Source organism: Bifidobacterium margollesii, assembly GCF_002860355.1.
Classification (GTDB): Bacteria; Actinomycetota; Actinomycetes; order Actinomycetales; family Bifidobacteriaceae; genus Galliscardovia; species Galliscardovia margollesii.
Map to the genome: position 1 here is coordinate 1 of NZ_NMWU01000017.1, position 26,470 is coordinate 26,470.

Below are 26,470 nucleotides of genomic sequence, written 5' to 3' on the forward strand. Positions count from 1 at the left end.
TCCACAAAAAAACCTGTGAAAAGCCGAAAAACGGCTCGAAAAAAAAAAAGAAGAAGAAAAAAGACGGACGCCACGACCCCCGGCCCAAGACCGGAAACCATGGCACCACACAAAATCCTTCCAAAACCCAGTCCCATCAAACCCCTCCCGGGGACCCGAACCACGCTCACACGCACACGGGCGGGACCGGACTGGCAATCATCAAAAAGTAGTACAAAACACGCTCTTGAGTTCTCAAACCACCACCACACCAGCAAACGAAACCGATCCGAACCGGACCGATCCGGCCGTGCCGGGCAGCGAGTAAGAAACTTACACGAACACACACCACAACGCAAACCGGGCATGAAGAAGCGCGCCGAGATCGTTGAAACATCAGCGTTCCCTCGGCGTGTCGCAAATAGCCGTTTTCCACGTCTATAACCAAGGCTACATCGCTTTGTTATCGAAAAATGTCTCGAATAACTTGTTTAGGTGTGTCGTAACGCATTGTTCACTCACGTAGGTCAGCTCATCCGGATGCAACGAGGCCATTGAGTGGAGTCCGATTCCCCTCATCAGTCAGCGGGATCAGAGCGAGGGCGGATCATGGGCATTGCGGATTCTAATCCCCTCATCAGTCAGCCTGCGGCCGACAGCTTCCCCCCACGGGGGAAGCGGGACCAGAGACAAGACGAATCATGGGCATTGCAGATTTCAATCCCCTCATCAGTCAGCCTGCGGCCGACAGCTTCCCCCCACGGGGGAAGCGGGACCAGAGACAAGGCGAATCACGGGCATTGCGGATTTCAATCCCCTCATCAGTCAGCCTACGGCCGACAGCTTCCCCCCACGGGGGAAGCCGGAGAAAAACACAGGGAAGCCAGAGTGAACACAGGGGAGCGAAGCGAACGGACTTCATTTTTGTGGAGTAAGAAGGGAGGTATGAAGAAAACCATTGCAGTATTGACGGGCGCCGGCATCTCCACCAGCGCCGGCATTCCCGACTTCCGCGGCCCGGATGGCGTGTGGACCAAGCACCCGGAGCAGATGAACGTGTACGACATCGACGCATTCCTCATGAGCAAGGAGGATCGCGAATACTCCTGGCGCTGGCAGAAGGAGTCTCCGGTGTGGGGCGCCAAGCCCGGCGTGGCCCACAAGGCTCTGGTGGATCTGGAGAAGGCCGGACTGCTGAACCTGCTCGCCACGCAGAACTTCGACGCATTGCATGAGAAAGCAGGCAATTCCGACGATGTCATCGTGAACCTGCACGGCACCATTGGCACCAGCCACTGCATGAAGTGCCACGCGAAATACGACACCGCCGAAATCATGGATCGTCTCGACGAGGAACCCGATCCGCGTTGCCATCGCAGACTGCCCTACAGCGGGAACATGCCCTGCAACGGCATGATCAAAACCGACGTGGTGTATTTTGGCGAAGCACTGCCCGAGGGCGCGATGGAAAAGTCGATGCAGCGCATCACCGAAGCGGACGAGTTCTGGGTGATCGGTTCCACACTGGAGGTGTTCCCGGCGGCATCCCTTGCGCCGTTCGCGGTACAGCATCACGTTCCGATGACCATCATGAACATGGGAAGCACCCAGTATGACGGCATCGCCACCCGGCTGATTCGCGAGCCGATCCAGAACGCCCTGCCGAAGCTGGTGGCCGAAACCATCGCCGAGGCGCAGTCATGACGACCGCACAGACAACGTCAACTACGCCGACCATGGCCGATATCGAACGCCGGTTGAACGCCAGCGATGAGATCGACATGACCGTGACGCCGGTGGTGGAATCCTGCGAAACGCAGTACACCGGCGCGATCTTCCATGTGGACGATCAGGTGATCCGGCTCACCACGCACGACGGCAAGGCCGTTCGCATCCGCCGACAGGTGATGCGCCATGCGCCGTGCGTGGTGATGCTGGTGCACGACTGCGCCACCGACCGCTACCTGCTGGAGCGCGAATACCGGGTCGGTCCGAATACCTACGCTTTCGGCGTGCCGGCCGGTCTGATGGATGAAGGAGAGGATCCCGATACCGCGGCATTGCGCGAACTCCACGAGGAGACCGGGGTGATCCCGGATTCACCCGCCGCATCCGACACGGCAGCGTCAGTCGCCGAGCCGGCCATCGAAATCGATCATGTGGCGCAATGCTATTCCTCCGAAGGCATGACCGACGAACTGGCGAATATCATGGTGATTCATCTGAAGCACTGGCATATGGGTGAACGGCATTTCGACAAGGACGAGCATGTGGCGAGCGCCTGGGTGAGTTGGGAGGAGTTGAACGCGGCCGGCATCGTTTCGTCCAACGCCACGATCGCGCTGAAGCATGAGGCGCTGCGCCGATTGCTGCACCCTGAAGTGGGGCTTCCGACCATCAATCAGGGGTAATTTCATGGCAAAACGACGGTCCGGTGGCATATTGCAGCGGCATATTGCAATGAAGACTTTGCAATGAATCTCTTCTATCCTGGGCTCTGGGGAAGGCCAATGCGTAGGATAGGAGAGATTGCGAGAAAGGGATGTACATGAGCGTTCTCGACCGTTTTGAGAAAAGCGTTGAAGGGGCCGTCAATGGCGTTTTCAGCAAATTCGGTTCCAAAGACCTTCAGCCAGTCGATCTGTCCAGCGCCCTTGAGCGTGAAATCGACTCGCAGGCCATGCCCATGGGACGCGACCGCACCGTGGCTCCCAACGAGTACCGGTTCACCCTTTCCACGCCGGATTTCGATCGCATCGAGCAGTGGGGCAGCGAAACGTTGGCCAACGAACTGGCCGAAAACCTCACCAAGTACGCCGAAAGCCAGCATTACGCGTTCGTGGGCCCGGTGGTCGTGATCTTCGAAGAGGATCTTGATCTGGCCAAGGGCGACCTGAAGCTGCGATCGGAATCCGTGCAGGGCAACGCCGCTCCCGTCACCACGCAGAGCGAGACCAAGGACTGCCCGGTATTGGAGATCAACGGCCGCCAGTATCTGCTCACCGCACCGAAGACCGTGCTCGGTCGCGGTTCCAACTGCGACATCGTGATCGACGACCCCGGCATCTCCCGCAGCCATCTTGAAATCGACATCACCGACGGTGGCGTGATCGCCCGCGATCTCGGATCCACCAACGGCACCTATGTGGAAGGGCATCAGGTGCCTGCCGCAACATTGATGGACGGCAACACCATTACCATCGGTCGTACACGGATCCTGTACTGGGCCTCCTCCGAGCCACAGGAATAAGCAACCGCATTCTTACGAACGAGCCGCCATGACTGAACTGACTTTCGCCATTCTGAAGTACGGATTCCTCGCACTGCTGTGGGTATTCGTATGGCTTGCCGTACGTTCCCTGCATCAGGATGTGTCGTCGTTCAGTCCGAAGACGCCGAAGAAGCATCGCCGCAGGCGGCAGGCCGCCCAGCAGACGGCCAACAACGCACCAGCGCAGGCCGCCACCCCTGCTCCCGTGGCACCAACCCCGAGAACATCCTCCTCCGCAGCCGGGCAGAACGCCGGTCAGCCCACCATTCTGGTGGTGATCGACGGTCCGCTCGCCGGCACCACCGTGCCGCTGTCCAGCAATCCGATCACGTTGGGCCGCGCCGCAAGCAACACCGTCGTACTGGACGATGAATTCGTCTCATCCCATCACGCACGGGTTTTCGAAGACCCTTCCAGCGGACGCTGGGCCATCGAGGATCTCGGCAGCACCAACGGCACCGTGGTCAACGGACAGAAGCTCACCGGAGCGGCATTGCTGCCGTCCCGCATGCCCGTCCGCATCGGCGCGACTACCTTCGAGCTGAGGTGACGCCATGGCTGAGAATCAGATCAACCAAGACAACCAAGAGCAAAGCGCACTGATACTGTATTCCACCACGGTCTCCGATGTGGGATACGTGCGCAGCAACAATCAGGATTCATCATTCGCGGGCCGACACCTCGCCGCCATCTGCGACGGCATGGGCGGCCATGCGGGCGGCGACACCGCATCGACCATCGCCATCCGTTCCCTGGCCCACATCGAACACGAAGACGCCGCGGACGACATCGAGACCGTGGCGACCATGATGGAGACCTCGGTACTGGCCGCGCACGACGCCATCGTGGGCAAAGCCAAGCATGAGCACAGTCTTTCCGGCATGGGCACCACGGTCACCGCGGTCAGTCTGGTGCGAAATCATTGGATTCTGACCCATATCGGCGATTCCCGCGCGTATCTGCTGCGTGACGGGCAACTGATTCGCGCCACCAAGGATCATAGCTACGTACAGCATCTGATCGACACCGGCCGAATCACCGAAACCGAAGCGAAGAACCACCCCCAGCGCAACGTGGTGATGCGCGTGCTGGGTGATTTCGACATCGATCCGCGGCCGGACATCTCGATCCGCGTGGCGCTTCCCGGCGATCGCTGGCTGCTCTGCTCCGACGGCCTGTGCGGGGTGCTTGAGGATTCCACCCTTCAGGAGGTGCTGGGCACCATCACCGATCCGGAGGATTGCGCCCAGAAACTGGTGGCGATGGCGCTGAAGGCCGGCAGCACCGACAATGTGACGGCGGTGATCGCCGACGCCACCATGGCGCTCGATACCTCGCAGAATGCCAATGTTCCCGTGCCTCTGGCCGGAGGTGCCGTGAGTTCCAGTCTGGAAAGTCTGGCCGACATCATCGACGAGCCCGTGGCCACCGCTCCGGCACTGGAGGCCGATGCCGGCAGCCCGGCGCAGCGCGCGGCCGCATTATCGCAGAACGAGCCTTCCGAACCCGATGATGTGGTCGCCCCCCGCGTGGCACAGCCCTCATCCCAGCGAGAGCAGGGACCGGAGGAGGAGCTCACCATGCCCACCACCGGCGAGATTCCGGTGGTGCAGAAGAAAGACGGCAACGTCACGGCGGATCCGCATGATCCCGACGTGGCCCGGGCCATCAAAACCCAGCAGCGGGAGAAGGCCCAGAAGGCCCGTAAGCATCGCACCCGCAAGCATGTGAGCATCATCGTGATCATCGTCGCGCTGCTCGCGGTGCTTTCAGGCTGCGGCTTCGCCGCGCTGCGTTGGTCGCAGTCACAGTACTATCTCGGTGAGGCGAACGGATCGGTCGCCATCTATCAGGGCGTTCCCACGGATCTGTTCGGTCTTTCGCTCTCCCATCCGGTGGCGCAGACCGATATCGAGCTCGACTCCCTGCCGACCAATTGGCGTGAGCAGCTGAGCAATACGACGTACGGTTCCTACGATGCCGCAGAGAATCATGCCAAGGTGATTCGACAGCAGGTGGAGGATCTCAAACTGGCGCAGAAAACACCGAGCGGACCGAAGTTCGGCGGTCAGGAACAGAGCAGCTCGCCATCGGCGAGTGCCAGTCCATCGGCTTCAGCGTCCTCACCGTCGGCGGCGTCAACGACTTCGGGGACGGCAGGCAAATGATCATCCGTCGTCTTCGCCAAGCCTCACTGCTCATTCTCGCGGCCGCGATCGTTCTTCTGGGGTTCTTCCAGATGTTCATGCGCGTACAGGACGGAGTCCCTTCGAAGTACGTCACGATGCTCCTCATCGTCGGTCTGCTCTTCGCGGTGTTCTGGGGCGTGCTCACCAAGCTGCAGCCGTATTCCGCGGAAACCATACTTCCCTGCGTGCTGCTGCTGTGTGGTATCGGCATTCTGATGATCGCGCGCATCGACAACCAACGTGTGCTGCTTGGCGCGAAATCCAGCAATCTGGCGTCCAATCAGCTGATCTGGCTGTGCGTGGCGCTCGTACTGTGCACGATGCTGGTGGCGTTCCTGCGTGACTACCGTATTCTTCGACGATTCTCGTATGTGAGCATGGTCGTCGGTCTGGTGCTGCTGCTTTCCCCGATGATTCCGGGCCTCGGCATGGAGATCCAGGGCGCCCGAATCTGGATCGGCATCGGCTCGCACAGTCTGCAGCCGGCGGAATTCGCCAAACTGTTCCTTGCGTTCTTCTTCGCCGCATACCTGTTCGACCATCGCGATCAGCTGGCCGTCGGCGGCCGGAAGGTGATGGGCCTGCAGCTGCCCCGCATCAAGGATCTCGGCCCGATCCTGGTGGTGTGGGCCGTATGCATGGGTGTGCTCGTCATGCAGCACGATCTGGGCACTTCGCTGATGTTCTTCGCCATGTTCGTCTCGATGCTGTACGTGGCCACAGGTCGTAAGAGCTGGATCATCATCGGCCTTGGGGCCTTCGTGATCGGCGCGGTGCTGGCCGCATCGCTGTTCTCCCATGTGGGCAACCGCGTGAACGCGTGGCTGCATCCGTTCGATTCCAAGGTGTATCTCGCCATCGGCGGATCACAGCAGCTGGTGCAGGGCATCTTCGGTCTGGCCACCGGTGGTCTGATGGGCGTCGGACTCGGACAGGGGCACCCCACCTCCACGCCGCTGAGCTGGTCGGACTTCATCTACTCCTCGCTCGGCGAGGAGATCGGCCTGACCGGACTGTTCGCGATTCTGGCCCTGTATCTGATCATCATCAGCGCCGGCATGATCACCGCCATGAAAATCAAGGACGGCTTCGGCAAGCTGCTCGCCTCCGGTCTGGTGTTCACCATGGCGTTCCAGGTCTTCACCGTCGTCGGCGGCATCACGCTGGTGATCCCGCTGACCGGCCTGACCCTGCCGTATATGGCGGCCGGAGGTTCCAGCCTGATCGCAAACTGCATTCTCGCCTCGCTGCTCATGGTGATCTCCAACGCCGCGAACAAACCGGAGGAGGATCTTTCCAGCGACACCTTCCAGTACGAGGCGTTGATGGCGATCCGTGAGAAGGAGAAGCAGGCCGCCCTGCAGGCGCAGTTGCGATCCGAGGCGGACGCCGAAGCCGAAGCCAGGGAGCATGCCCGGCAGGAGGATTCGCAGGCCACCGAAGTGTTCTCGGGAGGTTCCGCGCGGGCATTGGCATCCACCGACGCACGCGGCGAGACCGCCGGCACGAGCGTCATGGCTGCAAGCGGCGTGACCGCAACCGTGACCGCGGGCGGCAATCCGCCGGCACCGCGCAGCACGCGGTCTCATGCGCGACACAGCGCGGCCGAAGTGCACGCCGAGCAGGCGGCTGACCGTGCTGCCGCCGAACAGGCAATCAAACGATCGGACAGAACCCCAAGAACCGCGGAAGGGAGGGCCGAATGAACAAGTCGCTTCGTCAGCTGTTCACGATGGTGGTCGCGCTGTTCACCGTTCTCGGTCTTTCCACCACGATCATCATGGCGTTCAAGGCGAATACGCTGAACGCCGATCCGCGTAACGTGCGTGCGCTGTATCACGAATACGGCAGCCCCCGCGGTTCGATCATCGCCTCCGACGGCACCGTACTCGCCAAATCGGAGGAAAGCGACGACGCCTTCGCCTACCAGCGTTCGTATTCCAACGGTCCGGTGTATGCGCCCGTCACCGGATACTTCTCGGTGACCACCCGTGCCGATCGCGGCATCGAAGCCTCGCGCAACACCCTGCTGAACGGCGAGAACAGCCAGCTGTGGTTCGCCAAATTCAAGGCGCTGTTCACCGGTGCGGAAAACAGGGGTGCCACGATCGAAACCTCGATCGACCCGAAACTGCAGAAGCTCGCCTATCAGCTGCTGGGCGACCAGCAGGGCGCCGTGGTGGCCATGGAGCCAGACACCGGCCGTATTCTGGCGATGGTGAGCACGCCGAGCTATGACCCGAATTCCCTGGCCAGTCACAACACCACCAAGGTGAACAAGGCCTATTCGTCACTGATCGCCAGCCAAAGCAATCCGATGCTCAACCGTGCGACCAACGAACTGTATCCGCCGGGATCCACGTTCAAAATCGTGGTGGCGGCCACGGCACTGGAAAGCGGCAAATACGACACCAACACAGCGGTGCCCGCCGGTGCGTCCTACACGCTGCCCGGCACGGTCACCGCGCTGACCAACACCTCTTCCGCCGCGAACGGCAGCAACGGCAAAATGCAGTTGCTCGACGCCTTCGCCTACTCCTCCAACACCGCGTTCGCCCAGCTGGGCGTGAAGCTCGGGCAGGATGCTTTGGCCGATCAGGCCAAGAAGATGGGCTTCGGCACGTCGATCACCGTGGACGGCACCGGTTCCTCGGGACTCACCATGAAGGCCACCGCGTCGAAGTTCCCCGACACCACGTCGGCCGACCGTCTGGCATTGGCATCGATCGGCCAGGGCGATACGTTGGAGACGCCGTTGCTCAATGCGATGATCGCCTCCGCCGTGGCGAACGGCGGCACGATGATGCAGCCCACGCTGGTGGATCGCGTGCGATCCAGCGATCTGACCGTGGTCAGCGAAAGCGCCCCCTCGAAGTTCTCGCAGGCGTTTTCGAAGGACACCGCGTCCAAGCTCAACTCGATGATGCAGGCGGTGATCGAAAAGGAGGATCCGCAACTGCAGATCGCCGGCACCAAGGTGGCCGCGAAGACCGGTACCGCGCAGATCGGCAACAACAGCACCAATGATTCGTGGATCACCGGCTTCGCGCCGGCGGACGATCCGAAGATCGCCGTGGCCGTGGTGGTGCACAACGTCAACGCTTTCGGTTCCGAAGCGGCAGGACCTATTATGCAGCAGATCATGCAGGAGGCCTTGAAGCAATGAGACTGGTAGAGGGACAACTGATTCACCGTCGATACCGCCTGGACCAGCGTCTGGCTCAGGGCGGCATGGGCGAAGTGTGGAAGGGCTACGACATCGAGCTGGAACGCCCGGTGGCGATCAAGGCGCTGCGCGGCGATCTTCCCAATGAGGAGGCCAAGCTGCGCCGTCTGCGGACCGAAGCGCACAATTCCGCGAATCTGGCGCACCCGAACATCGCGGCGCTGTTCGAATACTACGAGCACGACAACATCGGATTCCTGATCATGGAATACGTGCCGAATCAGTCGCTGGCCGAAATCTATAAGGAGCGTGCGCCGCTTGAGGCCACCGAGCTGCTGCCGATTCTGATTCAGACCGCGCGGGGCCTGTACGTGGCGCATTCGCACGGCGTGATCCACCGCGACGTGAAGCCGGCCAACATCATGGTTTCCGAATCCGGAGAGGTGAAGATCACCGATTTCGGTGTCTCGTACTCCACCAATCAGGCGCAGATCACGCAGGATGGCATGGTGGTGGGCACCGCCCAGTACATCTCCCCCGAGCAGGCTCAGGGAGAGCACGCCACACCGCAGTCCGACATCTACTCGCTGGGAGTGGTGGCCTATGAGGGCCTGTGCGGGCATCGGCCGTTCACCGGCGCGACCCCGGTGGATATCGCCGCCGCGCATGTGAATGATCCGGTGCCTCCGTTGCCGACGACCATCGACTGGCAGCTGAGGGAATTCGTGATGACCATGCTGGCCAAGGATCCGCAGGACCGTCCGGTCAACGCATTGGTGGTTTCGCGAACCCTGGCGAAGATCGAGCGCCGTCTGCTTGACCAGCAGACCATTCAGGCCGCGGCGATGAACAATCCGGACGGGACGCCCACCAGAACCATCGCCAGCAAGCCTCATCGCCCGTTGCAGTTCTTCTCCGCGGCGGATTGGGCCGCGAAGATCATGCCCGAAACCGAGCAGGAGCAGACACGCCAGCAGAAACCGCTTTCGCAGACCGGGGACGATGTCGGCTCTGATACCCAGTCTCCGCGTGAGGCGCAGCTGATGGCTCAGCTGGAGGCGTTGGAGACGCAGGCTCAGGAGATATCGCAGATGGGCCGGAACGACGACGACCACGTCAACGCCTTGGCGGGTGTTGCGCCGGAAGACGAAACGCCTGACGAATCACCGTCCGGCTCGTCGGACGTTTCGTCAGGCGCGCCGGAGATCCCGAGCACACCGGAGATCACGGACTTGCCGGATACCCCGGACGCAGCGGAAACACCAACAGTGCCGGACGCGCCGGAAACGCCGGACGCCCCGCGAGTGGTAATCGACAACGACTTGAACAATAACGAGAGCACAGAGAGAGGAGTGTCACGATGAGCATGTATATCCCCGCATCATTGGCCGGCGGCAGATACACCGTCGGCAACCTCGTCGGACATGGAGGCATGGCCGAAGTACACGTCGGCACCGATACCCGTCTGGGTCGTACCGTCGCCATCAAGATCATGCGCGCGGATCTGGCCAGCGACAAGATCTTCATCGAACGCTTCCGCCGCGAGGCGCACTCGGTGGCGTCGCTGAACAACCCGAACATCGTTTCCATCTACGATTCCGGTGAGGAAAGCATCAGGGACGATGCCGGCCGTAACGTCAATGTACCGTATCTGGTCATGGAGTACGTACAGGGCCAGACCTTGCGCGATATTCTGAAGGCCAACGGGGCGCTCAGCCAGCGTGATGCCGAGCAGGTGATGCTCGGCGTGCTCGGTGCACTCGAGTATTCGCATCGTATGGGCATCATCCACCGTGACATCAAGCCCGGCAACATCATGATCAGCGATCAGGGTGTGGTGAAGGTGATGGACTTCGGCATCGCCCGCGCGCTCGACGATTCCTCCGCCACCATGACCCAGTCGCAGGGCGTGGTGGGCACGGCCCAGTATCTGAGCCCGGAGCAGGCCCGCGGCGAAAACGTGGATATGCGATCCGACCTGTATTCGGCCGGTTGCGTGCTGTATGAGATGCTTACCGGCCGACCGCCGTTCACCGGCGACTCCGCCGTGGCCATCGCTTTCCAGCATGTTTCCGAAGTGGCCACTCCCCCGAGCGCGATCGTGCCGGGACTGCCGAAGCTGTGGGATTCGATCTGCGCCAAGGCCATGGCCAAGGATCGGCAGAACCGGTACACCACGGCCACCGAATTCCGTGGAGACATCCTCGCGCTGATGAACGGCGGCACGCCCGTGGCGGCGGCGTTCAACCCGCTGACCGATCTGGCCAACGCCAAGGCCCGCAAGGATGCCGAAGCAACGCAGATCATGCCGCAGCAGTCGAGCGGTTCGGCGGGCGGGGAAACCGTGGCGTTCAACCCGTTGGCCGACGAGGTTCCGCCCACCGTCCCCGGCACCGGCACGGGCACGCAGTCCCGTTCCGATCAGCGTGCGGCAGCGGCCAAGGCGAAGCGCAAGAAGAAGGCCATCATCGGCACGATCATCGGTCTGCTGGTGGTGGCGGCCGTGGCGGCCGGCGCATGGTTCATGCTCAGGGGCGATCAGGTCGATATGGCCACGGTGCCGACGATCAACGAAGCCATGTCGAAGGAGCTTGCCTGCGAGAAGGTGAAGGAGGCCGGCTTCAGCTGTCAGACCCAGGACGACGACAACTCCTCGAAGGAGAAGGGCACGTTCACCAAGCAGAGCCCGGCGGGCGGAGAAAAGGCCGCGAAGGGCTCCGCGGTGACGCTGTGGTACTCCACCGGCCCCGGACAGGTGGCTGTGCCGGATCTGAAGGGAGACACGCAGGAGGAGGCCAAGACGCAGCTTGAGCAGCTTGGTTTCACGGTGAGCAACACCGCCACCACCGAAGACAGCGGTGACGTGGAGAAGGATCATGTGACCCGTACGAACCCGGCGTCCGGCACCACGCAGCCGAAGGGCACGACCATCATGATCTACATTTCGTCGGGCATGACCTCCGTGCCTGATGGATTGGTGGGCACCGACGAGAACGCTGCCAGCAGCAAGATCACCGATGCCGGTCTGGTTCCTTCCGTGCAGCAGGAGGCCTCGTCGACGGTGGAGAGTGGCAAGGTGATCCGCACCGACCCCGGTGAGGGCATGAAGGTGGATCAGGGGTCCAACGTGACCATCTACGTTTCCTCCGGCGCGGAGAAGTCCAGCGTGCCGAACGTGGTGGGCAAGACGCTTGCCGAAGCCAAGGCCGCGCTGGGCGACTTCACGGTGAAGGTGAGCGGCTCTTCGGACGACAACGCCAAGGTGACCGCGCAGAGTCCCTCCACCGGGCAGGCCGACAAGGGTACGACCATCACGCTGACGACGCAGGCTTCGCCGAGCAGTTCGCCCAGCCCGAGTTCCAGCAACAGCAGCAGTCCCAGCGGCGATGATCAGTATGGCATCGTGGGTAAGACGCAGGCCGAGGCGAAGCAGATTCTCAACTCGAACAGCGTCACGTACACGATCAACGGCACCGGCGACGACAACGCCAAGGTGAAGTCGGTGACGAAGAACGGCAACACGCTGGTGGTCACGGTCGGATGATCGCTATCGGCTGCGACTGATCGTCGGATGACCGGTCACAGCCGATAGCCAAATGATCGGGTAACGCGAGACGGGGTGTGGTTCATGAATGAATCACACCTCGTCTCGTAGGCGCAGCTTCGTCGGGCCACGACCGAGTCCTAACGTCTGGGATGTATGGTGTCCGACACACTCAAGGCCGTTCGGCCACGGAGCCAGCGAGCTGGCTCCTAGCTTACGGTCGGACACCATACATCCCAGACGCCCCAGTCCTTACCGTCAGGCACCCCATTCGCTGGCCCTACCCACTACAGTGGAACCCATGACGAACATCGATGAACAATCACCGCTCAAACCGCCGACAGCCGCCGACCCCAGCAAGATCAAAGGCGATCGTCGCGCCCACACGGTGAAACTCGGAGATGTGCTGATGCCTTGGAAGGACATGGTTCGTGTCGATGATCCATTGTCGGTGCCGTTGATTTCAGTGAAGTTGCATGGTCAGGGTGCCGCACGTCGGGAAATTGGTGATGGTAAGGCTCCCAAGCCGTTTACAGGCAATCGTGGTCGTGCCGGTCAGTTCGTGTTCTCGAGAATTTGGGCGCGCCGTGGTGCTATGGCGTTGATCCCTGACGCGTTGGATGGAGTCGTCGTCACAAACGAGTTCCCGTTATTTGAAGTCAACAAGGAAATACTGGATTCGCGATACCTGAATTATCTTGTTCAAACTCGTTCATTTTTGGGAGAGCTGGAGCGTATAAGTGCCGGTGCTTCGGGGCAGAATCGAGTCAAAGAGGCAACGTTCCTGAATGTTCGTGTACCCCTCCCACCATTGGTGGAGCAGCGCCGCATCGTCGCCATCCTCGACCGTGCCGACGCCATCCGAACCAAACGTCGCCAACTCCTCACTGCCTACGACGAACTCCCCCGTTCCCTCTTCGCCGAAATGTTCGGTGACCCGGTGGCTAATCCTCGTGGCTGGGAAGCACGATCACTGGGTGAGCTTGGAGTGTTCAAAAATGGTTTGAACTTCGGCAAAGGTGAATTTGGGCACTCACTCAAAGTGGTGGGAGTCGGTGATTTTGGTGCGCGATTCAACTTGAAGTCGTTTGACGGTATTACCGAGATTTCGTTGAGCCAACTGCCTGATAACGATTATTTGCTGAAAAACGAAGATATTCTTTTTGTTCGGTCCAATGGAAATAAGTCTCTTGTGGGACGAAGTCTACTGGTATATCCAGATAATGAGCGGGTTTCATACAGCGGTTTCTGCATTCGGTTTAGAATCGGCCGCAACGTTGGCGTTAGTGCGGTGTATTTGAATTCGGTTCTTCATTCTCAATCGGTACGTCAGCGGCTACTTAAGCATGGCAGAGGCGCAAATATTTCGAACTTGAATCAGAAGATGCTGCAAGCGGTGAATATACCCATCCCGCCCCTCCCGCTCCAGCGCGAGTTCGCTCATCGGGTGGAGGCCATCGAGTCCGCTCGCCGCAAGGCCGAGCGCGCTCTCGCCCTTGACGACGAACTCTTCGCTTCCCTCCAGTCCCAAGCCTTCCGGGCCTGACATCAAGCTAGCGTCCCGCGATCAGCGGCTGGGATGTATGGTGTCCGACCGTAAGCTAGGAGCCAGCTCGCTGGCTCCGCGGCCGAACGGCCTTGAGTGTGTCGGACACCATACATCCCAGCCGCCCTCACGAGCAAAGAATCAGTTCTCGCGAGACACCTTCGGCTTCAGCCCCGCAGACTTCTCGATGGCGTTGGTCTGACCGCAGACGGCCAGCCAGTTGGCCAGCAGACGGTATCCGCCTTCGGTCATCACGGATTCGGGGTGGAACTGCACCGCGTACATCGGCTTGCCCTTCACATGCAATCCCTGCACGATGTGATCATCCTTCGTCCACGCGATCAGCTCCAGCGGATCCTTCACCGATTCCGGTTCGACGGCCAGCGAATGATAGCGGGTGGCGGTCATCGGATTCGGCACCCCTTCGAACACGCCATCGGCCACATGTTCGATCAGACTGGTCTTGCCGTGCATGATGGTCGGCGCATGGCTGACGGTGGCGCCGAACACTTCGGCGAGCGCCTGCATGCCGAGGCAGACGCCGAACATCGGCTTGCTCTCCTTGGCGCACAGGCGGATCATGTCTTCGCTGACGCCGGATTCGGCGGGGGCTCCCGGCCCGGGGGAGATCAGCACGCCGTCGTAGTCGTCAAGCAGCTTCGGTTCGGCCTTGATGGCGTCGTTGCGCACCACGGTGAGCGTGGCGCCCAAGGTTTCGAGATATCCGACGATGGTGTAGACAAATGAATCGTAGTTGTCGACGACCAGAATGCGTGCCGAATCGGTCATGGCCCCTCCCGTGAGCTGTGCGAATCCCTTAGCGATTGGTGTTACAGATTACTGTATGCCGGTTGCGTGACGGCCGGATGATGTCGGTCGGCGGTCATTCGACTGCCACGAAGTTCGAGGTGACCTTGAGGTACGGGATGTTCGATGCGGCCCAGGGGAATCCCCATTCGAACAGGCATCCGATCAGTACGGCCGCGAGGATCAGGATGAGGATGCAGCGGATCGCCACGGGTCCGGGTTGTAGGCGGATCAGCCAGCCGTACAGGCTGGCGGATGCGCGACGGTGGCCGAAGCGGATCGCCCGCAATGCCGGATACCTCCAGGCGATCAGTGCGGAGCCGTAGATCGCCACGTAGGCGATGGCGAGCGCCACGATGATGTTGACCAGGGATGCGGCGATCCTCGATTCGAGCGATTCGTCGGCGTTCTGCGTGAATTCGACCGTTCCGGATGAGCCGGTGGTGGCGAGTTCCTGCGGTATGCCTTCGGAGACCTTGGCCCAGTATTCGAATTTGCCGTAGGAGATCCACCGGTGGGTGGCGGTGGTGTATCGCGGTTCGCAGGTGGTGAGCGTCACGTACCGTTCGGTGGGCGTGGCTCCCGGCTCGTTCGGCACGGCGGCCACGACTTCGGTGTGGTCGGGCGTGACGATCTTGTAGTCGGTGTAGGTGTAGACGTACCAGTAGTCCTTGGTTCGGATGATGATCTTGTCTCCGGATTGGAGGGTGTCGACGTGGGCGAGCGGTTCGCCGTAGCCGGAACGGTGTCCGGCGATCGCGACGTTGCCGAGCTGTCCGGGCATCTGCGACTGGGGGTAGTGGCCGAGACCGTGTCTGGAGAGCTGGTAGGCGTCGGTGCCTTCGACCACGTTGCGATGCCATGTCTGGCCGAAGCGGGGTACGTACAGTTGCGCGATCAGGTCTCCGGTTTTCGCGCTTTGCGGCTGGACCGGCGGCGTGGATGTCTGTTTCGCGGCGATGCGGTATCCGTCCTTGCCTTGGGCTGGGTCCGACCATGAGGTGGCGTTGCGTTGATCGGCCTGTGCCGCTTCGGCTTCGGCGCCCGTCCACCACAGCTGCCATGCGATGTACAGTGCGAGTATGGCGGCGAGGGTGATCAGGATCTCCGCGATGATGCCCAGTACGGCGGATGCCGTGGAACCTCGGCGCGGGGTTCTGTCTATCCGTTCGGAAACCGTTCGAGTCATGTTCTCCGTTCCTGCTTTCCTGTCTGCTGTCCGTCCGCTGCCTGTCTGCTGCCGCAGTGACGTCCGCACCCGGCTACTTGGTCTTGGCTGTGCTTTTCTCTGCCGTACTGTTCTCCACCGTCGCGTATTTCAACGTCTGCAATGATGACGTGGCTTCGGGGAATTTCAGGAGATCCTTGCGTTCCACCTGCCATCCGAGACCGATGGAGGCGACGTACTGCTGGTAGATCTGGATGGTGGGCGAATCGTCGAGCGCGGCGATCATACGGTCGGTCGGTCCGATTGCGGAAATGCGGTATGGGGGCGCGTACTGCTTGCCATGCAGCAGCAGCACGTTGCCGACGCAGCGCACGGCGGTGTCGAAGAGCACGCGCTGATCCTGAATCGTCATGGATTCCGCGCCGCCCGCCCACAGGGCGTTGACCACGGCTTCGATGTCCTGCTGGTGCACCACGTAATCGTTGATGTCGGCCGTGGAACCGGAGTCGCCTACCTTCTGCTCCCAAAGCGGGGAGTCGTTCAACGTGACCGTGACGCCCGGCCCTTCGACCGCGGGGAGTTTGGTGCCGGCGCCGGCCTCCTCACCGGTGGGGGTTTTCGTATTCGTGGACAAAGCCTTGAGCGAATCGATTTTGGTGCTCAGGGAATTGATTTCGGTCTGGAGTTCGTCGACCCTGCGCGCGCGTTCGTTGATCAGCTGGGTGGTGTCGGAGGTGACGACCACCGTACGGTTCACGCGCACGTTGGTGCTGAACAGGAATCCGACCAGAGCGAGAATGACGAACATCGCAATGCCGCCCCAGATGGACCGTTTCGCAACGTGTCTGCCGCCATGCTTTCCCATGTTCGCCTTACTATAGAACCCGTCTTTTCGACTGTTTCCACTCTAGTCACTACTATGACTAGTAGCTTACGGTAAAGGAGAGTCCTCTTATGGCTGAACAGGACGAGCTCAAGCTCGACGAGACCGACAAGACCAAGTCCGCAAAGACCGCGGCCGCCGACGTCGTGGAGGGCGGCAAGGCGGATGCCGGCGACGATTTCGGCGTCTCGATGGACAAGGTGGAAGCGGTGCTGAGCCGGGCTGCGGCCGACGATGCCACGATGACCCCGCAGATGAAGAAGATGTTCGCCCGCCAGCAGGAGAACACGAAGCGCGTGGAGGAATCCATCAAGGGGACGAAGTCGAATCCCGGCTGGTTCGTGCCGCTGTTCTGCGCGCTGCTGATCATCGGTCTGGTGTGGGTGGTGGTGTTCTACCTGACGTCGAAGTGGCCTATTCCGAATATCGGCCAGTGGAATCTGCTGATCGGCTTCGGCATTATGCTCGTCGGATTCCTGATGACGATGTGGTGGCGGTGACGGTGTGGTGGCGGTGACGGCCGTTACCTGTTGATCGCCGTCACCTGCCGATCCCCGTCACATGCCGATGACGGGGATCATGCACCACACGCTGATCGCCGCGATGACGATCAGCAGTGGGATGCCGTAGATCAGCGATCGGGCGGTAAGGCTTTTGCCGCGGGTGATCGGAATGCTGCTGGTGAGCAGCAGCGCGTAGATGCCGCCGATGATGAATCCGCCGACGTGGGCCTGCCACGCGATGCCGGGGTACAGGAACGGCATGGCGAAGTTGATGGCCATCCAGATGAGCATCGAGGTGATGTCGGCGCCTATGCGTCGGTAGACGACCAGCAGGGCCGCGAACAGGCCGAACAGTGCGCCGGAGGCCCCGTAGACCGAGGTCATCCAGCCGTTGGCGTTGAACAGTCGCGCCCAAAGCAACACGGCCATGTTGCCGCCGATGCCGGCGAGCAGATACATGCCGAGGAACCGCCAGTGGCCGAGCATCCGTTCGAGCACGGGGCCCACGGCCCACAGGGTGAGCATGTTGAACAGGATGTGCATGATGCCCGGTTCGTGCATGAACATGGAGGTGATGAACGTCCAGGGGGTGACGTGCACCCATGCCGGCGTGAACATGCCGTAGCTGAGGATGCCGGCGAACAGCGGGGGGATGAGGAGTTTGGTGAGGATCTCGATCAGCCATACGACCACGCAAACGATCATGATCGCCTGGCAGATGACGGGTCCGCCGACTCTCCACTGATAGCGGATCCTGTTTTTCGTGGTTTCCCCCAACAGATCGTGCGCGGTCGGCGAGTTGGGGAACAATCGAAATCTCATGGCTCCAACTCTAACAGGTGGGTCGGTTACAGCTTCGCCACATCGCAGAGGCTAGGATGGTGGGTAAATGGTCTGAATGGGCAGGCCGTAGCTTTTGTGAAAGGAGCCAATATGGAGAACAGGTCGTCGAACGGGTGGAAGTTCTTCGCGCTTCTGTTCGGTGGACTGCTGGCCGGTCTGGCCGCGCTGTACATCTACAAGCAGCAGAATCCGGAATACGATCCGTGGGAGGAGCCGTGGGAGAACAGCTCGTCTCCGGTGGATCTCGGCATCACCAAGAAGCAGGCGTCCGAGGAGCCGGCCGACGACGATGCCGAAGCTGCTCCGGAGGCCGCTCAGGAAGCCGAGGCCGCGCCCGAAGCCGCGTGAGCGGATTTAGAGGGTTTATACCGACATAACCGTAAGGAGCCGGTACGCAACCGAATGAGTTGCGTACCGGCTCCTTTTCGTATGATCGATGCCGTTTCGCGTTCGCATGCAAGCGGATTCCGCTCCCGCTGGCGGGAGCTGTCATGCGCCGGCATGACTGAAGGTGGCCAAGCGACGCTAGGGATGGCCCAGCCAACTCAGTCTCCCCCAGTCAGCGAAGCTGACAGCCCCCTCCAGAGGGGGCCGAGAACAGCCCCGCCATCTTGACACTCCATCATCAGGCGAGCGGTAGCGAGTCGAATGATGCGTGTGGCCTCTAGGCGCAGAGGGTGAAGGCGTACGAAGGTACGTCGAACCCTCTGCAACGACGAGGACACTCCATCATCAGGCGAGCGGGCCGGTGTGCCAGATGCGGTCGAGGTAATCCTTGATCGCCCTGTCGGAGCTGAAGAAGCCGGAGTTCGCGACGTTGAGGAGGGCCTTGCGGTTCCACTCGATGGGGTCGCGGTAGAGGGCTTCGACGTCGGCCTGGATCTTGGAGTAGGCGGTGAAGTCGGCCAGGGTCATGAACCAGTCCTTGGTGAGCCAGTCGGCGACCAGAGGAGCGTAGGTGTTGCGATCGCCGTTGGAGAAGGTACCGTCAGCGACCATGTCGATGGCGGCCTTGAGGCGGGGGTCACGCTCGTAGTACTCGGCGGGCTGGTAGCCCTTGGCGTAGAGGTCTTCGACCTCGTCGACGGTCATGCCGAAGAGGAAGAAGTTGTCGGCACCGACGTGCTCGCGGATCTCGACGTTGGCACCGTCGAGGGTGCCGACGGTGAGAGCGCCGTTGAGGGCGAACTTCATGTTGCCGGTACCGGAGGCCTCCTTGCCGGCCTGGGAGATCTGCTCGTCGAGGTCGGTGGCGGGGATGAGGTGCTGGGCGAGACGAACGTTGTAGTTCCAGGGGTAGTAGACCTGAAGCTTGCCCTTGATGTCGGGGTCGTTGTTGACGACGCGGGCGACGTTGTTGATGAGCTGGATGGTGAGCTTGGCGAGGTAGTAGCCGGGGGCCGCCTTGGCGCCGAAGATGACGGTGCGAGGCTGGACGTCATCGATGGAGACCTTGCCGGACTTGATGTCGGCATACTTGGCGATCAGGGCGAGGATCTTCAGGGCCTGGCGCTTGTACTCGTGGAGTCGCTTGATCATGGAGTTGAACATGGTGTTCGGGTCGAGATCGAAGCCGTACTCGCGCTTGGCGTAGGCGGCGAAGTCCTCCTTGTTGGCCTGCTTGACGGCGGCGAACTTCTTGACGAATTCGTCGTCCTTGGCGAGCGGGACGAGACCTTCCAGCAGATCGAGGTCGGAGAGCCACTTGTCGGTGCCGAGGCCTTCGGTGATGAGGGCGGAGAGGCGCGGGTTGGCGAGGCGGATGAAGCGACGCGGGGTGACGCCGTTGGTGACGTTGGTGAACTTGTCCGGGTAGAGGTCGGAGAAGTCACGCAGCGTGACGTCCTTGAGCAGCTGGGAGTGCAGCTCGGCGACACCGTTGACGTGGGAACCGCCGGCGGTGGCGAGGTAGGCCATGCGCACCTTCGGGTTCTCCTCGTTGGTCACGATGCGCATGCGCTCGATCTTTTCCTTGTCGCGGGTCTTGGTCTTGAGCTCGTCGAGGAAGTGCTGGTTGATCTCCTTGATGATGTCAAGGTGACGCGGCAGCAGCTCGCCGATCAGGGAAGCCGGCCAGACTTCCAGGGCTTCCGGAAGCAGGGTGTGGCAGGTGTAGTTGAAGGTCTTGGTGGTGATGTCCCACGCGGTGTCCCAGTCGTAGTCGTACTCGTCGATCAGCACGCGCATGAGCTCGGGGATGCCGATGACCGGGTGGGTGTCGTTGAGCTGGAAGGTGATCTTCTCCGGGAGGGTGGTGAGGTCCGGCTTGTCCTGTCCGGGGTAGAACACGCGGATGACGTCCTGAATGGAGGCCGCGACGAAGAAGTACTGCTGCTCAAGACGCAGCTGCTTGCCCTGCGGGGTGGAATCCTCCGGGTAGAGGATCTTGGAGATGTCTTCGGCCTTCACCTTCGGCTTGACGGCGTCAAGGTATTCGCTCTTGTTGAAGGTGAGCAGGTCGAACTCATCGTAGGAGCGGGCGGACCACAGGCGCAGCGTGTTCACACGGCCGGAGGCGTAGCCCGGAACCATGTAGTCGACGGGCACGGCGCGCACCGACCAGGCCGGCTTCCAGATCTTCTTGCCGTCCTTTTCGATCACGTCGCCGCCGAAGGAAACCTTCTGCGAACGGTTGTAGTCGACGTGGCCCCACGGCTCATCGTTGGCGAGCCAGTATTCAGGCTTCTCGATCTGACGGCCCTGCTCGTCGAACTCCTGACGGAAGATGCCGTAACGGTACTGGATGCCGTAGCCGAAGGCCGGCACGCCAAGGGAGGCGAGGGAGTCGACGTAGCAGGCGGCAAGACGGCCGAGGCCGCCGTTGCCGAGAGCCGGCTCATACTCGGAATCGACGACGGTCTGCGGATCGAAGCCAAGACCTTCGACGGCGGCGTCGAACTGGTCGAGCATACCGGCGTTGAGCAGCGCGTTGCGCAGCTGCTTGCCGATGAGGAACTCGGCGCTCAGGTAGCCGACGGCCTTGGTGTGGCCGTTGACCATGTCCTGCTGGGTCTTGAACCAGGCGTCCTGCAGATAATGACGAACGACCAGGGAGGCCGCGACGTAGACGTCGGCAGGAGTGGCCTGTTCGGGGGTCACGCCCTGTCCATATTTCAGTTGCTCACGAATGCCGTCGGTGAATTCAGCGGTCGTGACGGGAGACTTCGGTGCGGTGATTTCAGTCATACCATACTCTTTCTCGAGGAAACTCCTCTTTCATTATCCGTCTTTGAACGTGCGCGTGAACGACATCAGCATGAATTCTGAGTTACATTACCGGGTATGGGAGTTATCAAACGGCAGGATCTCGCGGAAGGCGAGCACTCATTCGCATTGTGGAAAGACACCGCGGAACATGAAATTTCGGGCGTTTTGAACGGTAAAAATACGTACTTTTCCGATCCTGCAGGAAGTTTTTCCGCAGGTGACGGGAAGCAAGGCGAGGGGGTCGATGATCTACCCCGCCGCATATGGGCCATGGCCGTGCGATACTCGTTGTTCCTGCTGGAACGCAAGGCGCCCGGCGAAGGTGTGGAAGTCCGTGTGGCACCTTGGGGAGCGATCAAGATCCTCGACGGCCCCGCCTCGGACCCGCATAATCTCACCCCGCCCGACGTGATCGAACTGGAACCGGATGTGTGGCTGCGTCTGGCCTGCGGCATCACCACCTGGGCAGAAGAAAAAGAGGCCGGGCATATCAGCGCAGTCGGCGAGCGCGACGATCTTTCCGACCTTCTGCCGCTGTGACTCCGTCGCCGTCACTGCGATTCCAATGTCGTCATTGCGATTCCGTCACTGCTGCGATTCCACTGTCGCCGCACTTTGCGTACGCAAATCCTTCCTTACACGCAAACCCGTATACGCATTTGGCCCGTCGGATATGCTCCAACGGGCCAAACAATCAACTGCCGGATACGGCAAACCAGTCAATCGGTCGGAACACCACCGACCAGCACGCTACTCCGACTTTGCGGCCGACTTCGCTGCAGCCGTCGTTTTCGCAGCCGTCTTCTTCGCCGCGGGCTTCTTCGCGGTACCCCTACGAGAAGCCGTGGTCTTCTTCGCCGGCTTACCCGCCGCCTCAGCTGCGACCGATTCCCCAGCAACCGCCTCCACCGTGGAGTCCACAGCCACCTGCGGTTTCTTCAACATACTCGGTTTCGGCATCGGCATCGGAATCGGCTTGCGCTTCACCGGAGCCTTCACCACCGGCTGCTCCTCAGCCTTCTTCGCCGCCTCAGCAGCCCACTGAGCATACTCGTCAAGATCTTCATTGGATGCGGTATCGGCCATCGAAGTCGCATGATCCTCGTCATGCAACCGGGATTCGATAGAAGCAAACGGATCCGCTGCGGAAGGAGTCACTTCATCCTGACTCGACAATTCCTTGGCAAGCTCATCATAATCGGTATCAGTAGTGAGGTACTTGAGCTTACGGGCAATTCGCGTCTGCTTAGCCTTCTGACGTCCGCGGCCCATCTGACCCCCTTCGCCAGTTCATTGTGCCTATGGCAACTCGTGTGCTAATTCATCACATAAGAGAGTACCACTTATTAAGCGTTGTCGGCTCGCGCTTTTACGATTAGAGCGTTATTTTTCAATACCTCAACATAATGGGTTGGTGCGTAATGGCTGAAGAACAGCAGTTGACGGCGGCAGGAAACGAAATGAGCGCAAGCTTCCTTGCGGCGAAGAAGCGCTCGGACGCCACGCTGGCCAAGCTTGAGGCCAACCCCGGCAAATTCACCATGCTCACCGGCGACCGTCCCACCGGACGACTCCACCTCGGCCACTACTTCGGCTCCATCAAGGAGCGCGTCGCCATGCAGAACCGCGGCGTCAACACCAACATCATCATCGCCGACTACCAGGTCATCACCGACCGAGACACCACCGAACACATCGAAGACAACGTGCTCAACCTCGTCCTCGACTACATGGCCGCCGGCATCGACCCCAAGAAGACCATGATCTTCACGCATTCCGCCGTGCCCGCCGAAAACCAGCTGCTCCTCCCGTTCCTCTCCCTCGTCACCGAAGCCGAGCTTCACCGCAATCCCACCGTCAAATCCGAAATGGAAGCCTCCGGCCACGCGCTCACCGGTCTTCTCCTCACCTACCCCGTGCATCAGGCCTGCGACATCCTCTTCTGCAAGGCCAACGTCGTTCCGATCGGCAAAGACAACCTGCCCCACATCGAAATCACCCGCACCATCGCCCGACGCTTCAACGAGCGCTTCGCCAAGAAGAACCCCGTCTTCCCCGAACCGGCCGCCATCCTCTCCGACGCTCCCGAAATCCCCGGTCTCGACGGACGCAAGATGAGCAAATCCTACGGCAACTCCATCATGCTCGGCGCCACCGCCGAAGAAACCGCCAAGCTCATCAAGAAAAGCCCCACCGACTCCGAGCGTCGCATCACCTTCGACCCCATCAACCGCCCGCAGGTCTCCGCACTCCTCACCACCGCCGGCCTCGTCACCGGCCGCGACCCCAAGGACATCGCCGAGGAAATCGGCGACTCCGGTGCCGGCGCCCTCAAAAAACTCGTCACCGAATCCGTCAACGAGTTCCTCGCCCCTCACCGCGAACGCCGCGCCGAACTCGCCAAAGACATGGACACCATCCGCGACATCCTCCATGACGGCAACAAGCGCGCCAACGAAATCGCCGAGGAGACGTTGGATGAGGTGCGCGCCGCCATGGGCATGAAATACTGATTTGGTGTGGCAATGGAGTGTCTTCTGCGTTGCAGGAGGTTCGACGTACCTTTGTACGCCTTCACCTCCTGCGCCTTGAAGACACACGCATTGCCACACCAAATCGGGGAAAACGGATGCTAATACGTCAGAAAGTTCGAGTTGTGAGGCTTTCCCCGGCGAGAGCTTCGTAAGAGGATATTTCCGCCGTTGAAATTGCAACGTTTTGAGCTTCGCATATGTCTCGAAAATCCGGTTTTGACGAAAGCAAGCCTCACAACTCGTGTTTTCGCTTATTCGCTGAAGTCCTCGCACCTGTAATCACGCCAATCGGGCAGCGGATCCCCGGCGCGCACCGCCTTCTGGATATCACCGTAATAATGAAGTTTGCGCAGAATATGCGCGTGCGCCTCATTCAATGCTCGGCGCTGCTCCTCCAACGCATCACGCCGTTCACCCAGCAAGGCCATGATCTCATCGATATGCCCCGGCTCGTCGGACTCGTACTCGAAAAACCGTCGCAGCTCGTCAATGCTCATACCGGCATGCTTGAAACAGCAGATCGTACGCATACGGTTGATATGACACTGCCGGTAGACCCGCTGCCCCGTGGAATTGCGCCCCACATCGGTGATCAAACCAGCATCCTCGTAATACCGCAGTGCGGACGTCTGCATGTGGAACATCCGCGCCACCTCGCGAATCGTATAGGTCCGCTCCTGCCCCGTATGCTCAAGGCCCGCCTGATCCCGATCCTCATCCTCGCGATCCATTTGCTTCATCATTGCTCCTTTTCACGTTGCACTCGACCGCGTCGCGCTCGGTGCCAGCGTAGTTCACCGGCCCTCGGTTTGCATTCAAGCCTACTTGAAGTGTGACCATGAGAGCAGCCGGCCGGTACCCATCCGGCACCAAAACTCGCCCAACGAAGGAGCATGATGTTCGAACCAACCACCGTCTACACGCCATCCTCCAACCGATATGACCGCATGGCCTATAACCGCTGCGGGCAGTCCGGATTGAAACTGCCGGCGCTCTCGCTGGGTTTCTGGCATAACTTCGGTGATATCACGCCGTACGAGCATATGAAGCAACTGGTGTTCACCGCCTTCGACAACGGCATCACGCATTTCGATCTGGCGAACAACTACGGCCCGGAGCCGGGCGCGGCCGAAAGGAATTGCGGCCGGCTGATCAAACAGTATCTCTCGGCCCATCGCGATGAGCTGATCATCAGCACCAAGGCCGGATACGAAATGTGGCAGGGGCCGTACGGCGACTGGGGCAGCCGCAAGTATCTGCTGGCGAGCCTTGATCAGAGTCTGGAACGCTTGGGATTGGACTACGTGGACATCTTCTACCACCACCGCCCAGACCCGGAAACGCCGCTGGAGGAGACGATGGGCGCTCTGGCGCAGGCGGTGAACAGCGGCAAGGCACTGTACGTGGGCCTGTCCAATTACGACGGCCCGACGATGGAACGCGCGGCCGCGATCCTGAAGGAGCTGCACGTTCCGTTCGTGATCAACCAGAACCGTCTCAACATCTTCGATCGGAAGCCGATCGACAACGGGCTGCTGGATTCCGCCGAGAACCTCGGCAAGGGGGTGATCACGTTCAGCCCGCTTGCTCAGGGTCTGCTGACGAACCGGTATCTCAACGGGGTGCCGGAGGATAGTCGAATCAAGGCGGATGGACGATTCCTGCATTCGGACGCGCTGACTCCGGAACGACTGGAGCAGATTCGCGCGCTGAACGATCTGGCCGCCGAGCGCGGTCAGACTCTGGCGGAGATGTCGGTGGCATGGCTGCTGCACCATCCGGCGGTAACGACGGTGCTGATCGGCGCGTCGAAGCCCCAGCAGATTCTCGACAACATCGGCGCGCTGAAGAACACGTCGTTCAGCGATGAGGAGCTGCGTCGCATCGACGAGATCGCGCTGGGCGAGTAGGTTCGAGGCCCCTCATCAGTCTGCCTTCGGCAGCCAGCTTCCCCCAGCGGGGGAAGCCAGATCCGCACCCCACCAGCTCGCGGGGAAGCCAAAATCGCCGGGCAATGCGTGCGGCATCAAGGCGCGGAAGACGAAGGCGCACGAAGGTACGTCGAGTCTTCCGATAAACCCACAACACAAAATCAGAAGCCGACGCGTGTGGTCTCAAGGCGCGGAACATGAAGGCTGAACTGCACCCCGATTGTTGGACTGGAGTAATTCAGATTCGATGATCGGAGGTGCGGTTTCTCATGTGCGGGGATCGCAGACGCCATTACGGCGACGAGTTCAGGAAGACGGCCTTGGCCCTGATCCGTCAGGGCATCGGGGCGAGGGCCCTGGCCGGACGGGTTTGCATGCCGCGGTCGACCGCGGAAAAATGGGTGTTGTTGTACCGGATCGGCGGGGAGGCGGCGCTCATGGGAGAACGCGGCAACAGGAAATACGACTACGGGACGAAGCTCGCGGCGGCGCGCGACCGCGTGGAGCACGGCCTGACCAAGGCCGAGGTCATGGCCCGGTACGGGATCGCGAGCATCACGACGCTCGAGAACTGGTGCCGCGAGTACCGTGCGGGAGGCCCGGACGCGCTGCGGCCGAAGCCGAAGGGCCGGCCCAGGGGCGCCAAGCCCAAACCGAAACCGGCTCCCACGAGGGAGCAGCTCCTCGAGGAGGAGAACGCGTACCTGAGGGCGAGGGTCGCGTACCTGGAAAAAGCCCGCGCCCTGCTGGCGTCGAAGTCACCAACCGGGAGAAATCGGTGATCGTCTCGACGCTGGCGGGGCTCGGATACCGGCTCGTCCACCTGCTGAGGGCGGCCGGACTGGCGAGGAGCACGTACTACCATCACCTGTCGCATCCGGCGGCCGTCACCCGGCCGG

22 protein-coding genes and 3 pseudogenes are annotated in these 26,470 nt (G+C 60.9%); 18 read left to right on the forward strand and 7 right to left on the reverse strand.

What is annotated here, in order from left to right:
- The 11 genes and pseudogenes from Uis1B_RS12220 to Uis1B_RS05230 form a co-directional block, all read left to right on the forward strand.
- A partial coding sequence (locus tag Uis1B_RS12220; protein ID WP_207763384.1) for a hypothetical protein occupies positions 1-212 on the forward strand: 212 nt, incomplete at its 5' end.
- A gap of 712 nt (positions 213-924) precedes the next feature.
- Complete coding sequence (locus Uis1B_RS05185; protein ID WP_101616263.1) at positions 925-1,683, forward strand: Sir2 family NAD-dependent protein deacetylase; 759 nt, start codon at positions 925-927, stop codon at positions 1,681-1,683.
- On the forward strand, positions 1,680-2,390 hold the full coding sequence (locus Uis1B_RS05190; RefSeq protein ID WP_423734866.1) for an NUDIX hydrolase: 711 nt from the start codon (positions 1,680-1,682) through the stop codon (positions 2,388-2,390). Before Uis1B_RS05185 ends, Uis1B_RS05190 begins: the two co-directional genes overlap by 4 nt.
- A gap of 137 nt (positions 2,391-2,527) precedes the next feature.
- Positions 2,528-3,229, forward strand: coding sequence for an FhaA domain-containing protein (locus Uis1B_RS05195; RefSeq protein WP_101616302.1), 702 nt, complete (start codon positions 2,528-2,530; stop codon positions 3,227-3,229).
- A gap of 28 nt (positions 3,230-3,257) precedes the next feature.
- Positions 3,258-3,800, forward strand: coding sequence for an FHA domain-containing protein FhaB/FipA (locus tag Uis1B_RS05200; protein ID WP_101616268.1), 543 nt, complete (start codon positions 3,258-3,260; stop codon positions 3,798-3,800).
- 4 nt (positions 3,801-3,804) lie between these two features.
- Positions 3,805-5,418, forward strand: coding sequence for a PP2C family protein-serine/threonine phosphatase (locus Uis1B_RS05205; RefSeq protein ID WP_101616270.1), 1,614 nt, complete (start codon positions 3,805-3,807; stop codon positions 5,416-5,418).
- Positions 5,415-7,145 carry an FtsW/RodA/SpoVE family cell cycle protein gene (locus Uis1B_RS05210; protein WP_101616272.1) on the forward strand — a complete coding sequence of 577 codons (1,731 nt, stop codon included), beginning with the start codon at positions 5,415-5,417 and terminating at the stop codon, positions 7,143-7,145. The genes Uis1B_RS05205 and Uis1B_RS05210 overlap by 4 nt, the downstream gene beginning before the upstream one ends.
- A complete protein-coding gene (locus tag Uis1B_RS05215) occupies positions 7,142-8,605 on the forward strand; it encodes a peptidoglycan D,D-transpeptidase FtsI family protein (RefSeq protein WP_101616274.1) in 1,464 nt (487 codons plus the stop codon). Before Uis1B_RS05210 ends, Uis1B_RS05215 begins: the two co-directional genes overlap by 4 nt.
- Positions 8,602-9,435, forward strand: a pseudogene (locus Uis1B_RS05220) (serine/threonine-protein kinase); the annotation flags it as partial. The gene Uis1B_RS05215 and the pseudogene Uis1B_RS05220, both read left to right, overlap by 4 nt.
- A 530-nt stretch (positions 9,436-9,965) precedes the next feature.
- Entirely contained in the window at positions 9,966-12,149 is a 2,184-nt protein-coding gene (pknB, locus tag Uis1B_RS05225; RefSeq protein ID WP_101616276.1) for a Stk1 family PASTA domain-containing Ser/Thr kinase, read from the forward strand.
- A gap of 301 nt (positions 12,150-12,450) precedes the next feature.
- Positions 12,451-13,695 carry a restriction endonuclease subunit S gene (locus Uis1B_RS05230; protein ID WP_165782745.1) on the forward strand — a complete coding sequence of 415 codons (1,245 nt, stop codon included), beginning with the start codon at positions 12,451-12,453 and terminating at the stop codon, positions 13,693-13,695.
- A gap of 141 nt (positions 13,696-13,836) precedes the next feature.
- Here Uis1B_RS05230 and Uis1B_RS05235 read toward each other — a convergent pair whose 3' ends face one another.
- The 3 genes from Uis1B_RS05235 to Uis1B_RS05245 all read right to left on the reverse strand — a co-directional run bounded on the left by Uis1B_RS05235 (position 13,837) and on the right by Uis1B_RS05245 (position 16,535).
- Positions 13,837-14,484 carry an anthranilate synthase component II gene (locus Uis1B_RS05235; RefSeq protein ID WP_101616281.1) on the reverse strand — a complete coding sequence of 216 codons (648 nt, stop codon included), beginning with the start codon at positions 14,482-14,484 and terminating at the stop codon, positions 13,837-13,839.
- 94 nt (positions 14,485-14,578) lie between these two features.
- The gene (locus tag Uis1B_RS05240) at positions 14,579-15,691 is read right to left on the reverse strand and encodes a class E sortase (protein WP_101616284.1); all 1,113 of its coding nucleotides are present in this window, start codon (positions 15,689-15,691) and stop codon (positions 14,579-14,581) included.
- Positions 15,692-15,764: 73 nt separating this feature from the next.
- Positions 15,765-16,535: a DUF881 domain-containing protein gene (locus tag Uis1B_RS05245; RefSeq protein ID WP_101616286.1), complete on the reverse strand. Its 771-nt coding sequence runs from the start codon at positions 16,533-16,535 to the stop codon at positions 15,765-15,767.
- An 89-nt stretch (positions 16,536-16,624) separates the two neighbouring features.
- On the opposite strand from Uis1B_RS05245, the gene crgA reads away from it, so the two are divergent.
- Entirely contained in the window at positions 16,625-17,053 is a 429-nt protein-coding gene (gene crgA / locus Uis1B_RS05250; RefSeq protein WP_101616287.1) for a cell division protein CrgA, read from the forward strand.
- 57 nt (positions 17,054-17,110) lie between these two features.
- Here crgA and Uis1B_RS05255 read toward each other — a convergent pair whose 3' ends face one another.
- Complete coding sequence (locus Uis1B_RS05255) at positions 17,111-17,878, reverse strand: rhomboid family intramembrane serine protease (protein WP_101616289.1); 768 nt, start codon at positions 17,876-17,878, stop codon at positions 17,111-17,113.
- 111 nt (positions 17,879-17,989) lie between these two features.
- On the opposite strand from Uis1B_RS05255, the gene Uis1B_RS05260 reads away from it, so the two are divergent.
- Positions 17,990-18,247: a hypothetical protein gene (locus Uis1B_RS05260; protein ID WP_101616291.1), complete on the forward strand. Its 258-nt coding sequence runs from the start codon at positions 17,990-17,992 to the stop codon at positions 18,245-18,247.
- A 384-nt stretch (positions 18,248-18,631) separates the two neighbouring features.
- Here the strand turns inward: Uis1B_RS05260 and Uis1B_RS05265 are convergent, their stop codons facing one another.
- Complete coding sequence (locus Uis1B_RS05265; protein WP_101616292.1) at positions 18,632-21,085, reverse strand: glycogen/starch/alpha-glucan phosphorylase; 2,454 nt, start codon at positions 21,083-21,085, stop codon at positions 18,632-18,634.
- Positions 21,086-21,181: 96 nt separating this feature from the next.
- Here Uis1B_RS05265 and Uis1B_RS05270 point away from each other — a divergent pair, with 96 nt between their 5' ends.
- On the forward strand, positions 21,182-21,646 hold the full coding sequence (locus Uis1B_RS05270; RefSeq protein WP_101616294.1) for a sterol carrier family protein: 465 nt from the start codon (positions 21,182-21,184) through the stop codon (positions 21,644-21,646).
- A gap of 390 nt (positions 21,647-22,036) precedes the next feature.
- On the opposite strand, the pseudogene Uis1B_RS12325 reads toward Uis1B_RS05270, so the two are convergent.
- Positions 22,037-22,378 (reverse strand): annotated as a pseudogene (locus Uis1B_RS12325) (DUF3073 domain-containing protein); the annotation flags it as partial.
- Positions 22,379-22,527: 149 nt separating this feature from the next.
- Between Uis1B_RS12325 and trpS the strand changes: the two are divergent.
- Complete coding sequence (gene trpS / locus Uis1B_RS05280) at positions 22,528-23,619, forward strand: tryptophan--tRNA ligase (RefSeq protein WP_101616298.1); 1,092 nt, start codon at positions 22,528-22,530, stop codon at positions 23,617-23,619.
- A 272-nt stretch (positions 23,620-23,891) separates the two neighbouring features.
- Here the strand turns inward: trpS and Uis1B_RS05285 are convergent, their stop codons facing one another.
- Entirely contained in the window at positions 23,892-24,371 is a 480-nt protein-coding gene (locus Uis1B_RS05285) for a MerR family transcriptional regulator (RefSeq protein ID WP_101616304.1), read from the reverse strand.
- Positions 24,372-24,536: 165 nt separating this feature from the next.
- Here Uis1B_RS05285 and Uis1B_RS05290 point away from each other — a divergent pair, with 165 nt between their 5' ends.
- The 3 genes and pseudogenes from Uis1B_RS05290 to Uis1B_RS05300 all read left to right on the forward strand — a co-directional run.
- Positions 24,537-25,550, forward strand: a complete 1,014-nt coding sequence (locus tag Uis1B_RS05290) for an aldo/keto reductase (protein WP_101616306.1) — start codon at positions 24,537-24,539, stop codon at positions 25,548-25,550.
- 290 nt (positions 25,551-25,840) lie between these two features.
- Positions 25,841-26,353: a helix-turn-helix domain-containing protein gene (locus tag Uis1B_RS05295; protein ID WP_101616300.1), complete on the forward strand. Its 513-nt coding sequence runs from the start codon at positions 25,841-25,843 to the stop codon at positions 26,351-26,353.
- Positions 26,353-26,470: pseudogene (locus Uis1B_RS05300) on the forward strand (IS3 family transposase); the annotation flags it as partial. The gene Uis1B_RS05295 and the pseudogene Uis1B_RS05300, both read left to right, overlap by 1 nt.